The following is a 13,951-nucleotide window of genomic DNA, read 5'->3' on the forward strand; positions in this document are numbered from 1 at the left end:
GAATTGTGTGCTCTACTTGAGGTCGTGAGGGCGGCGGGAACGGGAGCCGCCGGACACCGATACGTCGAGTAATTCGAGAGGGATGGTCTTCGATGGACGCCATCTACACCGCAGCCGCCACCGCCACCGGCCGGGAAGGACGGGCGGTCAGCTCGGACGGCCAGCTGGACCTCACGCTGGCGTTCCCGCCCGCGCTGGGCGGCAACGGCCAGGGCACCAACCCCGAGCAGCTCTTCGCCGCGGGCTACGCCGCCTGTTTCGCCAGCGCCCTCGGCGCCATCGGCCGCCAGGCCAAGGTCGACACCGGCGAGATCTCCGTCACCGCCGAGGTCGGCATCGGCAAGGACGAGTCCGACGGCGGCTTCGCGCTCAAGGTCACCCTGCGCGTCGAGCTGCCGGAGGCGCTCGCCAACGAGACCGGCGAGAAGCTGGTCCACCAGGCCCACGCCTTCTGCCCCTACTCCAAGGCCACCAAGGGCAACATCCCGGTCGAGCTCGTCATCGAGTAACCGATCGGGTGACCAGCGGTACCCGCGACGCCGCACCCGTTCGGGTGAGCCGCGCGAGCACCTCCCCGGTTCGCCGGCTCCAGTCCACGACCACCGCCCCCGCGGGCAGCCGCTCCTGCCGCGTCAGCAGCAGCCAGCGCACCCGGGGGCGGTGGTCGTGGCCGTCGGTCAGGGCGATGCCGTACCCGGGGAGCAGCCGCACGGCGTAGTAGGCGTCCGTGACCACCGCTTCCCCCGGGCCGATGTGCCGGGCCGCCCAGTCGTACGACGGCCAGCGCGGCGGCTGCACGAAGCCGACCGGGTCCACCGAGCGCGGTACGACCGCCCCGGCCTGCGCGCCCAGAAAGCCCAGGCAGACCCCGCCGGCCGCGGCCCAGCCCAGCATCCACCGCCACCCGCACCAGGGCCGCTCCGCCGCCAGCTCCTGGGCGAGCGCGCACTGCGGCGCCAGCAGAACGAGCCCGAGCAGCCCGGCGAGCCGCCCGCACACCAGCACCAGGCACTCCAGGGCGAACAGCAGCACGAGCGGGTCACGCCAGGCCGCGGGACCCGCCCCCCGGCCCACCGGCCCGCCCGCCCGCCGGGCCCGCAGCCACAGCGCCGGGAGCCCGAGCAGCGCCAGCCAGCACTGGCCGGCCCACCCGCCCAGGCCGGTGTACGACCCGTACGCCGACGGCGGCAGCACGCGCGCGTGCGTCCCCAAGGCGAGCACGGCCGCCGCCACCGCGCACAACAGCGCCCACCGTCCCCACACCGCGGCCCGCCACCCCCGCTGCCAGCCCGCCACGAACGCCACCGCCCCGGCCGCCGCGCCCACCCCGGTCACCGGGTCGACCAGCGCCACCGTCCCGTACAGCAGGCCGAGCGCCGCGTAGCCGGACAGGCTGCGCAGGCCGCTCGGGCCGACATAGCGCACCCGGCGCAGATCGCGGGCGCGGGCACCGGTCAGGGCCCAGGCCCACAGGGTCAGGCCGAGGGCGAACGCGGACGGGTAGCCGAGGCTGCCGGTCAGCGGCAGCAGGGCCAGCGAGCCGCCGCCCCACGCCGGCCGCGTGCCCCACAGCACGGACACGAAGCCCAGCGCCAGCACCGGCGCCCACGGGCGCGGGGTGAGGACGCGGACCAGCCGGCCGAGGCCCGTCAGCAGGACCAGCAGATGGAGCGGACCGCACACCCGCAGCAGCTGCCACCCCGTCAGCCCGGTCAGCCGGGCGAGCGCGCCCTGGGCCAGGACGTAGGGGGAGACGGCGGTGTCCGTCAGGCCGGCCCGCAGCCGGGCCACCGCCGCCGCGTGCAGTCCGGCCTCGCAGCAGGGCGGCACCCGCCAGTACGCCAGGGTCATCAGCAGCCAGAACAGCAAGCCGAAGACCTGGTACGGGGTGAGCCTGCGGGCGCGGCCGCCGCGCAGGGCGGCGCAGCCGGGCGTGGCGCGCCGGAGCAGGGCGCCGGTGCTCACCGGAGGAAACGGACGGGACGGACCATTTGCCAAGTGTTCCCGTCCGCCCCGGCCGCGCTGCCGTCCATCACCTCATCGAGTGACACCGACCGCCCTGGCCGGCCCCTGCACGGGAACCGGGACCGGCCTGCGCACCAGCGGCTCGAGGAGCAGCGGCACGCCCACCACGGGCAGCAGCCACGCCAGCACGATCATCCGGTCGCCGAAGACGGTGATGTCGGGGTGCGCGGCCTGGGTGAGGATGCCGGTTCCGGCGGCCGCCAGCAGGAAGACACCGAAGGCGGGCCGCCGTCGCGCTCCCCACGCCCCGGCCGCCAGCAGGGCCGGGAACAGCGGCTCCGTCAGCTGCCGCCGCAGCCACTCCACCCAGAAGCCGAACTCCAGATGGAGGAACTCCCGCCACGGGTGGGCCCGGTCCGGGTGGGTGTAGTGGCCGGTCAGCAGGTCCTGCACGCTCTCCGCCTCGGAGGGGTAGCGCAGCAGCCGGGCCAGGAGCAGGGTGCCCGCCACCGCCCCGCACCCCACCACCGCGATCGCGGCCACCCCGCGCCCGGGACTCCGTCCGCCGCCGGGACTGCGCGCGTGCCCGCGGCGCCGCCACAACGCGACCACCGCCGCGGCCCCGGCCAGGCACGCACCGAGAAAGAGCGCCTGCGAGTGCTTCACGGCGAACAGCGCGAGCAACGCGCCCGCCGCCGACGCCGTCCCCGCCTTCACCCGCCCGGTCAGGACCAGCGCGCACCCCCACAGCGCCGTCAGGGTCAGGGCCAGCATCAGGCCCTCCGCCATCGGCCGCATCGCGGTCGTGCCGACCGGCAGGACGTAGTACAGGCCCTGCCCGGTCAGCGCGAGCGGCACCGGCACGGACACCGTCCGCAGCACCAGGAACGCCAGCACCCCGCCCGCGCCCGCGACCAGCACACTCGCCAGCCACACCCCCCACGTCACCCCGAACGCGGTGACGAACGGCACCAGGAACACCGGATACCCCGGCCGCACCTCGAAGATCCGCCGCAGCCGGGGGGCCACGAACGGCACGACGTGCCCGTCCGTCTGCGCACCCCCGGCCCGCAACCGCCGCTCCACCCGGCGCAGTTCACCGGCCCGGCACGCGGCGAACACCCGGCCCGCCGGACTCGGCGCGTGGAAGCGCAGCACGTCCACGCGCCGCGCGCGCTCCGCCGCCGACGCCTTGCCGGCGCACACCCAGTCCACCGTCCGGGCCGCCGCCTCCCGCTGGCCCGCCCCGGCGAGGGTCAGCGCGTACGACACGTAGTTCTTGGAGTCCGGCGTGTCCCGGCCGGTGACATCGGCGAGTTGCAGCAGGGCGAAGACGGCGGCCAGCACCAGCACCCAGGTGCGCGGTCTCACGTCGACGCCAGCAGGTCACGCGCACCGGCCGGACCGGGCACCCGGCCCGGCGGCTCCGGCATCGCCTCGCCGAGCAGCAGCGTCCGTACGACCCGTTCGGCGGCCCTGCCGTCGTCGAACTCGCAGAACCGGGACCGGAAGTCGGCCCGCAGCCGCGCCGACTCCTCGTCCCGCCAGCCGCCCGAGGCGAACAGCCACGCCAGCTCCCGGTAGGAGCGCGAGACATGGCCCGGCGCCTCGGCGGTGATGTCGAGATAGGCGCCCCGGCTCGCGGTGAACGTGGGCCAGTCGTCGGCGTGCACGACGATCGGCCGGTCCAGGTTGGCGTAGTCGAACATGATCGACGAGTAGTCGGTGACCAGTACGTCCGAGGCCAGCATGACCTCCTCGGCGTGCGGTTCGCCGGTCGCGTCGACCACGATGCCGCGCCGGTGCAGTTCGGCCAGGCCCAGCCCGCGCGCCGGACCGGTGGCGAGGGCCGGATGCAGCCGGACCACCAGCGTGTGCCCCTCCCCGAGGTCGGCGGCGAACCGGGCCAGGTCGATCCGGTCGACGTGGCCGCCCCGGACGTAGTCGCGGCGGGTCGGCGCGTAGAGCACCACGGTGTGGTCGGCCGGAATGCCGTGCCGGGCCCGGAACTCCGTCGGGCCGCCCGCAACCAGGACGTCGTTGCGCGGGCTGCCGGTGCGGGCCGAGGCGAAGTGACAGGGGTAGGCCCGCTCCCACACCAGCTCCGAGTGGCGGTTGGCGACCAGGCTGTGGTCCCAGCGGTCGGCCCGGCGCAGCATCTGCGGCACGTCGAGACCGAGCCGGGCGCCGGGCTTGCCCAGCAGGTCGGCGCCCAGGTACTTGAGCGGGGTGCCCCGGTGGGTGTGGACGTGCACGCTGCCGGGCCGTTTCACCAGCGTGCCGGGCCAGTTGACGTCGTTGACGAAGAACTTCGCGCGGGCGGTCAGCCGCAGGTACTCCGGGGAGTCCAGCAGTACGTGGTCGACGCCGGCCGGCAGCTCCGCCGCGACCTGTGCGTCCCGCACCACCCAGACGCCGCGCAGCCGCGGGGCGATCTCCAGGGCCGCCCGGTACACCGCCGCCGGGTCGCCGCGCAGCCCCTGGTGCGAGGCCGCCGAGTACAGGACCAGGTCCTCGTCCAGCGGGCCTCGGCCGCGGAGCCCGGTCAGCGCCCGCCGGGCCCGGACCGCCGCCGCCCGCCGCACCCGCAGCGCCTGCCTGCCGGCCGCCCGTCCGGCCCGCCCGGCCTGCTCCCGCAGCCGGTACGACGCGTACGACCCCGTCAGCGCGTCAAGGTCACCGAGGTCACCGGCAACGGCCCCCACCGGCCGGAACGCCCGGTACAGCTCCGCCGTCCGCCGGAAGAACTCGGCCCTGGCGGCGGGCGGCAGCCGGTCCGGCTTGGCGAGGATGTCCAGGCAGTGCTCGCCCATCCTCCGGTGCAGGCAGGGCCGCCAGCCGGCCAGCTCGGGGTGGGCGTCGACGAAGGCGAAGACCCGCTTGTACTGCTCGTGGACGTCGAAGTGCTTGCGGCTGGTGGTGGACAGGATGCTGCCCTGCCGGCGCTGGCGGTAGTTGACGCAGATCCGGTCGAGGGTGGCGATCCGGCCCGCGCTGAGCATGACCGGGAAGGTCCAGGGGGTGTCCTCGTAGTAGCCCGGCGGGAACCGGAAGCCGTTCTCCTCGACGAAGTCACGCCGGTAGGCCTTGTTCCACACCACCATCAACAGATCGAGGATCTCAGGACGTTCGGCCGCCGTGAAGACGCCGTCGGTGGCACCGAGCACCTCCGCCAGGGCGTTGCGCCGGGTCCCGCCCCACCAGTAGGTGCGCGCGTAGTCGAAGACCAGCACGTCCGGGTCGCCGGCCTCCGCCAGCCGGTCGGCCACCGCGTGCAGCGCGCCCGGCGTGAGGGTGTCGTCACTGTCGAGGAAGAGGAGGAAGTCACCGGTGGCGTACGGGAGCGCGGCGTTGCGGGCGCGGCCGAGGCCGACGTTCTCGGGCAGGTGCAGGACCCTCAGGCGCGGGTCGCGGGCCGCGTACTCGTCGAGGATCGCACCGCTGCCGTCCGGGGAGCGGTCGTCGACGGCGATCACCTCGATGTCGTGGAAGGACTGCTCCAGGACCGAGTCGAGGCACTCGCGGAGGAAGCCCTGCACCTTGAAACAGGGGACGATCACACTGAGTCGGGGCACGGTCAGCTCCTGACGAGGGTCACGGCCGGGGCGGGCAGGCGTTCGGCGAGCGGGATCACCTTCGGGATCTCCTCCGGCGGCCGGCCGAGGAACACCCGCCGTACCACCCGCTCGGCGGCCAGGCCGTCGTCGAACTGGCAGTACCGGGAACGGAACTCGGCGCGCAGCCGCCGGGACTCCGGGCCCCGGTAGGAGCCGTCGCGGAAGATCCGGGCCAGTTCCTCGGGGGTGTGGGCGACCGGGCCCGGCGGCTCGGCCATCAGGTCGAAGCAGACGCCCCGGGTCTGCCGGTAGACCTCCCAGTCGTCGGCGTAGATCACGATCGGCCGGTCCAGGTTGGCGTAGTCGAACATGATGGAGGAGTAGTCGGTGATCAGCGCGTCCGCGGCCAGGCAGACGTCCTCGGCACAGCGGTGCGCGGTGACGTCGATGACCCGGCCGGTGCCCGCCGCACGGCCCCGGTCGTAGAAGTAGTGCGCGCGCAGCAGCACGACGACGTCCTCGCCGGCCGCCTCGCAGAACGCCTCCAGGTCGAGGCCGGGTTCGAAGCCGGTGTGGTGGTCGCGGTGGGTGGGGGCGTACAGCACGGCCGTCCTGCCGTCGGGGACACCCAGCCTGCGGCGGGCCCGGACCACGTCGTGACCGGAGGCCGTGTAGTAGACGTCGTTGCGCGGATAGCCGTACTCCAGGGTCTGGTAGGAGCCGGGGAAGGCGCGTTCCCAGGTCTGGGTGGAGTGGCGGTTGGAGGAGAGGTTGAAGTCCCAGCGGTCGACGCGGCCCAGCAGCTTGGTGAAGCTGCCGGTCTGTGCCGCGACCACCGGGTACGTCGACTGGTCGACGCCCATCTTCTTCAGCGGGGTGCCGTGCTGCGTCTGCACGTGGACGCTGCCGGGCCGTTTGACGACGCCTTCGGCGAAGTTGGCGTTGTTGACCAGGTACTTGGCGCGGGCCAGCACCTCCCAGTACCGGCGGCTGCCGATCACCACGGACTCGACGTCGTCCGGCACGCTGTGTTCCTGGCCGGCCTCGACCAGGAACACCGAGTGGAGGTGCGGGGCGAGTTCGCGGGCCACGGCGTGGATCGCGGCCGGGTTGCAGACGTAGCCGCGCCCCCAGTACGCGCAGTACACGGCGAGGTTCGGGTCCAGCGGGCGGCGCAGATCGAGGGCGTACCGCAGCCGGGTGAGCGGCAGGTGCGGGCGCGGCAGCCGTCCGGCGGCGCCGGCCGCGATCCGGTTGGCGCCGCGCAGCGCGCGGAACGCCGTGTACGCGCCCGCCGCGAGCAGCCGGTGCTGGACACCCACGCTCCCGCCGGGCATCCGGAACCCCTCGGGGCGGTGCGCGCGGTGCAGCCGGGCCGCCCGCCGGAAGAACGCCCGGTGCCCGGACGGCATCCGCTCAGGCCGCGCGGCCGTCCGCAGCACCACCGCGAAGACCTGCTCGAACAACGCCCGTGCCCGGTCGCCCCGCAGTGCGGCGGCGCGCTCGAGGACCAGCTCCGCCTGGTCGAGGAGTTCGTGCTGGTGCGGCCCCGGCAGGTTGAGCCGGCTGCCCTGCCGGCGCAGCCGGTGCCGTACGACCACCGAGCGCAGCACCGCGATCCGCTCGGCGGCGACGGTGGTCAGCCCGCCCCAGCCGAGGTCCGTGAAGTGCCCGTCCGGAAAGCTCAGCCGCCGCTCGGTGAGGAAGGACCGGCGGTAGACCGCGCTCCAGGCCGGCAGGGCCACGCCGGTCAGCCGCGGCGCCCGGTCCGGGGCGAACGCGCCGCTCGGGACGCCCGCCAGCAAGGGCGCCGCGGGGTTGCCCGGCTCGCCCTCCCACCAGGGGGCGCGCTCGTGCTCGGCGTACAGGACGTCCACGTCACCGGTCTCGGCGAGCCGGGCGTCCAGCAGCGCCAGCGCGCCCGGGACCAGGACGTCGTCGCCGTCGAGGAAGAGCAGGTACGTGCCGTGCGCCGCCCGCATCCCGGTGTTCCGGGCCCCGCTCAGCCCGGCGGAGGGCGGGGAGTGCACCGGGGTCACCCGGGAGTCCCGTTCGGCGTAGGCGGCGGCGACCGAGGCGGCCGGGGCGTCGGGCGCGTCGCAGACCGGGATCAGCTCCAGGTCGCCGAAGGACTGGGCGAGGACAGAGTCCAGTGCCTGGGACAGCCGGCCGGCGACCCCGTGGGACGGGACGATGATGCTGAAGCGGGGCATGCTGCTCTTTCTCAGGGGTGCATGCGGCCCGGCCTTCCCGTCGGCCGCCAGGTGGACGGCCGGGACGGGGTGGGCCGCGAGGTGTTGGGGGGCATGAGAGAGCTCCCTGCAAGGCAAACGGCGATCAACGGCTCTCGGTGACGGGCAGATGTCCGGAAGGTTGCGGAACGGTGGCCAGCGGGGGGTGGGCGAGCCCCGCGGCCGCCGAGGGCACCGGGTGCCGGTCCGCCAGCGGGACGAACTCCGGCAGCCCGGCCGTCTCCCCGAGCACCACGTGCCGTACGACCCGCTCGGCGGCCCGCCCGTCGTCGTACGGGCAGAACCGCTCGCGGAACGCGGCGCGCAGCTGGGCGGAGCGGGAGCCGCGCCAGTGGCCGCTGGCGAAGATGTCGATCAGCTCGTCCTCGGTGCGGGCGACCGCACCCGGCGGGCTGGAGCGCAGGTCGAAGTAGGTGCCGCGGGCCGCGCTGTAGGCGTCCCAGTCCTCGGTGTGCACGACGATCGGCCGGTCCAGGTTGGCGTAGTCGAACATCAGGGAGGAGTAGTCGGTGACCAGCGCGTCCGCGGCCAGGCAGAGCGACTCCACGCTGGGGTGGTCGCTGACGTCGATCACCCGGGTCCCGGACGCGAACTGGCCGCCGTTCCAGTAGTGGGCGCGGGCCAGGATCACGAAGCGCGGGCCGAGGCGGCGCACGATCCGGTCCAGGTCGAGGGCCGGCCGCTGGGTGCGCCGGTAGTCGCGGTGGGTGGGGGCGTACAGGAGGGCGACCGCGCCCTCGGGGACGCCGAGCGACTCCCGGATCCGGGTGACGTCGGCCGAGGTGGCCGACTGGAAGACGTCGTTGCGCGGGTAGCCGAATTCGAGGGTCCGGTATCCGCCGGGATAGACGCGCTCCCAGGTCAGGGTGGTGTGGCGGTTGGCGGACAGGACGTAGTCCCACTTGTCGACGCCCCGGAGCAACTCCTCGAAGTCCATGCCCGCGGCCGCCGCCGGGCGTTCCTGGAGGTCGAGGCCCATGTGCTTGAGCGGGGTGCCGTGCTGGGTCTGCACGAACACCTGGCCCGGGCGCTTCTTCAGCCGCCGGTCGAAGTTGACGTTGTTGACCAGGTACTTGGAGCGGGCCAGCGCCGTCCAGTAGGCGAAGGTGCCCGGCCGCAGCCGGCGCGGGCCCGGCGGGATCGTGTGGTGGTGTTCAGGGCGGGCGATCCAGGCCGTGCGGACGTGCGGGGCGTGGGCGCGGAACGCCGCCTCCAGCGCACCCGGATTGCAGCCGTGCCCACGGTTCCAGTAGGCGGCGAAGACCGCGCGGTCGGCACGCAGCGGGAGACGCAGCTGGATCCGGTAGTGCAGCTGGAGCAGGGCCGAGCGCAGACCGCGGAGGGACTTCACGCCGGCCTTGACCGCACGGCGGCGGGCGGACATCGCCCCCTGCAGGGCGCCGTAGGTGCGGTGCAGGCCGTAGTGGACGAGGCCGTGGCGGAGCCGGGTGCGGAGCGGGACGTTCGAGCCGCCCGTCCGGTAACGCCGGTAGTGGGCGCGGGCCGTGCGCAGGAACTCCCCGCGGCTGCCCTTCGGAAGCCGGTTCCGGCTGGTGAACACCGTGGTGAAGTGGTCGACCATGCGGCGGAACAACACCGGCTGCCAGCTCGCAAGTTCGGGCCGCTCGGCGAGGAACGCGAAGACCCGGTCGTACTGTTCGAAGATGTCGAAGTGCCTGCGGCTGGTGGTGCCGAGGATGCTGCCCTGGCGCCGCTGCCGGTAGTGCACACAGACCCGGTCGAGGGTCGCGATCGACCTCGCGGTCAGCAGGGCCGGGTAGGTCCACGGCGTGTCCTCGTAGAAGCCGGGCGGGAAGACCAGGTCGTTCTCCTCGACGAACTCCCGCCGGTACGCCTTGTTCCAGGCCACCATGAGCACGCGGAGCAGACCGGGCCGGTCCGCGAGCCGGAAGGGCGCCGGACCCTCCTCGGCCAGCTGCGCCGCGAGCTTGTTGCGCTCCGCCCGGCCGGTCCAGAACGTCCGCGCGTAGTCGTACACGAGCAGGTCCGGATCACCCGTCTCCTTGATCCGGTCGGCGATCGCCCGCAGCGCGTCCGGCGTCAGTGTGTCGTCGCCGTCCAGGAAGAGCAGGTAGTCGCCGCGCGCCCGAGCCGTCCCGGCGTTGCGGGCCCCGCCCAGGCCCTGGTTCTCCGGCAGGTGCAGGGCCTGCACGCGCGCGTCCCGGGCCGCGTACTCGTCGATGATCGTGCCGCAGGCGTCCGGCGAGCAGTCGTCCACGGCGATCAGTTCCAGATCGGGGTACGACTGCGAGAGCACCGAGTCCAGGCACTCGGGCAGATACGCCTGGACCTGGTACGCGGGGACAATGACACTGAACCTGGGCAAGGGGCATCCATGGGTCGGTCGGCGCGGGCGTTCTGCCCGGGAACGGCCAATGGAATGATTTGGTTACGGTTCGTTACGTCATGTGGGTTACGTTCCGTGAACGGGCGGGGGCGAGCCGGTGGCCGGCCCGCCCCTGCTGACGACCCTTTGTGCGGTTATTTGACCGCGCCCGCCATCACCCCGGACACGAACTGCCGCTGGAACGCGAAGAACACCGCCAGCGGGATCACCATGGAGATGAAGGCACCGGGCGCGAGGACGTCGACGTTGTTGCCGAACTGGCGCACCTGGGTCTGCAGCGCGACCGTGATCGGCTGGGTGCCCGACTTGGTGAACACCAGCGCGACCAGCATGTCGTTCCACACCCACAGGAACTGGAAGATGCCCAGACTCGCGATCGCCGGCCCGCCGAGCGGCATCACCACCCGTGTGAACAGCCGCAGTTCACCGGCGCCGTCGAGGCGGGCCGCCTCCAGCAGCTCGCGCGGGATCTCCGCGAAGAAGTTCCGCAGCAGGAACACCGCGAACGGCAGCCCGAAGCCGACGTGGAAGAGGATCACCCCGAAGATCGTCCCGAACAGGCCGATCTTCCCGAAGAGTTCGGCGATCGGGATCAGCGCGACCTGGACGGGCACGACCAGGAGACTGACCACGACCAGGAACCACCAGTCCCGGCCCGGGAACTCCATCCACGCGAACGCGTAACCGGCCAGCGCCCCGATGATCACGACCAGGACCGTCGCCGGGACGGTGATCAGGACCGTGTTCCAGAGGGAGCTGGTGATGTCACTGTTCTCCAGGAGCTTCTGGTAGCTGTCGAACGTCAGCTGGGACGGCTTGCTGAAGACGTGCCACCAGCCGCTCGCACTCATGTCGTCCGGAGACCGGAGCGAGGAGGCGAGCAACCCGATCGTCGGCACCAGCCAGAACAGCGCGACGACGATCAGGAAGACGCGCACCAGACCGCCGTTGATCTTGTCCAGCAGCCAGCTCATCGCCGCTCCTCCCGCCGCAGCCTGCGCACGTTGAACCACATCACCGGGATCACGAGCAGCAGCAGGAACACCGCGATCGCGCTCGCGATGCCCGGCTGGCCCTCCGAGAAGCCCTTGCGGTACAGCTCCAGGGCCAGCACGTTCGCGTCGTCCTGCGAGGAGCCCGGCGCGATGATGTACACGAGGTCGAAGACCTTCAGCACGTTGATCATCAGGGTGACGGTGACCACCGCCAGGACCGGTGCGAGCAGCGGCACGGTGACCTTGCGGAACACCTGCCACTCCGTCGCCCCGTCGACCCGCGCGGCCTCCAGGAGCTCCCGGGGCACCCCGGCCAGACCGGCCGCGATCAGCACCATCGCGAAGCCGGCCCACATCCACACGTACGACCCGATGATGGCCGGGGTGACGAGGGACGGGCCGAGCCAGTCGACGCCGTTGTAGGGCTGTTTGAAGTTGCTCGCGGGCAGCCGTAGCTGTGCCCCGTCGGCCGCCGCGGGCAGCGTGAAGGTGCCGTCGGCCGCCGCCTTCGTCGACGCCACCACCTTGCCGTTCTTCACCGCCTCGATCCGCATCCCGTCGTAGCCGAGTTCGGACGGGTCGGGGGCGCCGAGGGTGCCGACGCCCTTGCCGCGGGTGAAGTCCTGCCAGGCGGTGCCGGTGATCTTCCCCGGGTCGGCCTTCGCCGCCACGGCCTTCTTCGCGCCGTCGGGCATCTGGTCGGGGGCGACGCCGACGAGCGGGAGGGTGACGGCCTGCCCGGTGTGGACGGTCGCCGCCGTGATGAAGCCGCCCCGGTCCGGCTTGAGGGGTGACTCGCGGCCGGGGTGGGCGTTCGGGAACGCGGAGGACTGGGCGAAGGTGTCGTGGACACCGACCCAGACCGCGTTGGCGACGCCCTTGTCCGGGTCCTGGTCGTAGACGAGGCGGAAGATGATCCCGGCGGCCAGCATCGAGATCGCCATCGGCATGAAGACGACCAGCTTGAACGCCGTGCCCCAGCGGACCCGTTCGGTCAGCACCGCGAAGATCAGGCCGAGGGCCGTGGAGACGGTCGGCGCGAACACCACCCAGATGACGTTGTTCTTCAGGGCGGTGCGGATGCCGTCGTCCGTGAAGATCGCCTTGTAGTTGTCGAAGCCGGCGAACCCGTCCCCGTTCGCGTTGTAGAAGCTGCGGATCAGCGAGTACCCGATCGGGTAGACCACGAGCGCGCCGAGCAGCACCAGGGCGGGCAGGAGGAAGAGAACCGCCACGCTCCTGCGGGTGCCGGTCACGCTTCTGCGGCGGCCCGGTGGAGCGGGGGCCGTGGTCGAGGGTGCGGCCATCGCCGGGTCAGCTTCCGCTGCCGTAGGCGGCCGCCGCGTCCTTCTCCAGTTTCGCCTGGGTGCCCGCGACGTCCGTCGGGTTCTGCAGGAAGTCCTGGAGGTCCTTCCACTCGCCCTTGCCCGGGGTGCCGCCGAACGCCTGCGGGGCCTGGTCGGACATGTCGAAGCGGAAGTCGTCACCGGACGCGATCAGCGACTTGGCGATCGTGCGCTGCACCTCGTTCGGGTACGCCGAGTTCGGCACGCTCTTGTTGGGCGAGAGGTAGCCGCCGAGCTTCGCCTGGATCGTCGCCGCGTCCGGGGAGGCCAGGAACTTCGCCAGCGCCTGGGCGCCCTTGGAGTCCTTGAAGATCACCGCCGCGTCACCGCCGGAGACCACGGGGGCCGTGGAGCCGACCGACGGGAACGGGAACACCTTGGCGTCCGTGCCCACCTTCGCCTTGGTCTCGCCGATGTTGACCTGCACGAAGTCGCCCTCGTACACCATGGCCGCCTTCGGCTGGTCGCCGCCGGTGAAGGTCTGGGTGACCGAGGCCGGGAACTCCGTCTGCAGCGCGCCGGACGCGTTGCCCGCGACGTACCCCTTCTTGCCCCAGACCTGGGCCAGTGTGGTCAGCGCCTGCTTCACCGACGGGTCGGTCCACTTGATCTTGTGCTGGGCGAGCTGGTCGTACTTCTCCGGGCCCGCCTGGGAGAGATAGACGTTCTCGAACCAGTCGGTCAGCGTCCAGCCGTCGGCGCCGCCGACCGAGAACGGGGTGACGCCCGAGTCGTACACCGCCTGCGCCGTCGTCAGCAGGTCCTGCCAGGTCTTGGGCTCCTTGGCGCCCGCGTTCTCGAAGACCTTCGCGTTGTACCAGATCAGCGACTTGTTGGCGGCCTTGTAATAGACGCCGTACTGCTTGCCGCCGACCTTGCCGATGTCCTGCCAGCCCTGCGAGTAGTTCTTCTGCACTTCCGTGACCGTGTCGGCGCTCAGCGGCTTCGCCCAGCCCTTCTGCACGGCCTGCTTGATCGCGCCGGGCTGCGGCAGCAGCGCGATGTCCGGCGGCTGGCCGCCCGCGATCTTCGACCCCAGGAAGTTGATGATCGGATCCTGGGCGGGCACGAAGGTGACCTTCGCGCCGGTGCGCTTCTCGAACTCCGCGAGCACCTGCTTGAAGTTCTTCTGCTCCTGCCCGGTCCAGACGGCGGCCACTTCGAGGGTGGTGCCGTCGAGCTTCGGGAGGCTGAGGGTGCTGGACTGGGTGGCGCCGGTGCCGGTGCCGCCGTCGGACTTCTTGTCGTTGCTTCCGCACGCGGCCAGTGCGAGGGATCCCGCGAGCAGGGCGGCGAGTGTGGCGATGGCCCTGTGTGTCCGGATGGTGCTGCTGTTAGCGCGCATCACTTCCCCGTTCGTCGTTCTTCGTTGAACGTCAGAACTCTGTCCCGTGCGCTCCGGTGTACGCGGGGGCCGCGCACGCGGCAAGTGTGCCGACAGGTCAGCGCGGGGGATCGTGATCACGTT

The 13,951-nt window shown here is 72.4% G+C and carries 9 protein-coding genes; 1 reads left to right on the forward strand and 8 read right to left on the reverse strand.

All coding sequences use genetic code 11. From position 1 onward, the window contains the following. Positions 1-92 precede the first annotated feature (92 nt). Positions 93-509: an organic hydroperoxide resistance protein gene (locus tag ACZ63F_RS22130; protein ID WP_362586111.1), complete on the forward strand. Its 417-nt coding sequence runs from the start codon at positions 93-95 to the stop codon at positions 507-509. Here ACZ63F_RS22130 and ACZ63F_RS22135 read toward each other — a convergent pair. The 8 genes from ACZ63F_RS22135 to ACZ63F_RS22170 all read right to left on the reverse strand — a co-directional run bounded on the left by ACZ63F_RS22135 (position 499) and on the right by ACZ63F_RS22170 (position 13,828). After that, positions 499-1,965: a hypothetical protein gene (locus ACZ63F_RS22135; protein WP_469713130.1), complete on the reverse strand. Its 1,467-nt coding sequence runs from the start codon at positions 1,963-1,965 to the stop codon at positions 499-501. The two genes, ACZ63F_RS22130 and ACZ63F_RS22135, sit on opposite strands and share 11 nt — an antisense overlap. Positions 1,966-2,037: 72 nt before the next feature. Next, on the reverse strand, positions 2,038-3,336 hold the full coding sequence (locus tag ACZ63F_RS22140; protein WP_469713131.1) for a hypothetical protein: 1,299 nt from the start codon (positions 3,334-3,336) through the stop codon (positions 2,038-2,040). Further along, positions 3,333-5,540, reverse strand: coding sequence for a bifunctional glycosyltransferase/CDP-glycerol:glycerophosphate glycerophosphotransferase (locus tag ACZ63F_RS22145; protein ID WP_469713134.1), 2,208 nt, complete (start codon positions 5,538-5,540; stop codon positions 3,333-3,335). The genes ACZ63F_RS22140 and ACZ63F_RS22145 overlap by 4 nt, the downstream gene beginning before the upstream one ends. Before the next feature lie 2 nt (positions 5,541-5,542). After that, on the reverse strand, positions 5,543-7,735 hold the full coding sequence (locus ACZ63F_RS22150; protein ID WP_469713136.1) for a bifunctional glycosyltransferase family 2 protein/CDP-glycerol:glycerophosphate glycerophosphotransferase: 2,193 nt from the start codon (positions 7,733-7,735) through the stop codon (positions 5,543-5,545). A 124-nt stretch (positions 7,736-7,859) separates the two neighbouring features. After that, positions 7,860-10,121: a bifunctional glycosyltransferase/CDP-glycerol:glycerophosphate glycerophosphotransferase gene (locus ACZ63F_RS22155; RefSeq protein WP_469713138.1), complete on the reverse strand. Its 2,262-nt coding sequence runs from the start codon at positions 10,119-10,121 to the stop codon at positions 7,860-7,862. A 155-nt stretch (positions 10,122-10,276) separates the two neighbouring features. Then, positions 10,277-11,116, reverse strand: coding sequence for a carbohydrate ABC transporter permease (locus tag ACZ63F_RS22160; protein WP_352365169.1), 840 nt, complete (start codon positions 11,114-11,116; stop codon positions 10,277-10,279). Further along, entirely contained in the window at positions 11,113-12,444 is a 1,332-nt protein-coding gene (locus ACZ63F_RS22165) for a carbohydrate ABC transporter permease (RefSeq protein ID WP_469713140.1), read from the reverse strand. Before ACZ63F_RS22165 ends, ACZ63F_RS22160 begins: the two co-directional genes overlap by 4 nt. A 7-nt stretch (positions 12,445-12,451) precedes the next feature. Continuing rightward, positions 12,452-13,828, reverse strand: coding sequence for an ABC transporter substrate-binding protein (locus tag ACZ63F_RS22170; protein WP_469713142.1), 1,377 nt, complete (start codon positions 13,826-13,828; stop codon positions 12,452-12,454). Positions 13,829-13,951: the final 123 nt, after the last annotated feature.

Source organism: Streptomyces sp. NPDC104761, assembly GCF_055583445.1.

Bases quoted from the DNA above. Each gene is read 5' to 3' on its own strand.
- ACZ63F_RS22130 (WP_362586111.1), top strand. From the start codon at position 93: ATGGACGCCATCTACACCGCAGCCGCCACCGCCACCGGCCGGGAAGGA.
- ACZ63F_RS22150 (WP_469713136.1), bottom strand. From the start codon at position 7,735: ATGCCCCGCTTCAGCATCATCGTCCCGTCCCACGGGGTCGCCGGCCGG.
- ACZ63F_RS22160 (WP_352365169.1), bottom strand. From the start codon at position 11,116: ATGAGCTGGCTGCTGGACAAGATCAACGGCGGTCTGGTGCGCGTCTTC.
- ACZ63F_RS22165 (WP_469713140.1), bottom strand. From the start codon at position 12,444: ATGGCCGCACCCTCGACCACGGCCCCCGCTCCACCGGGCCGCCGCAGA.
- ACZ63F_RS22170 (WP_469713142.1), bottom strand. From the start codon at position 13,828: ATGCGCGCTAACAGCAGCACCATCCGGACACACAGGGCCATCGCCACA.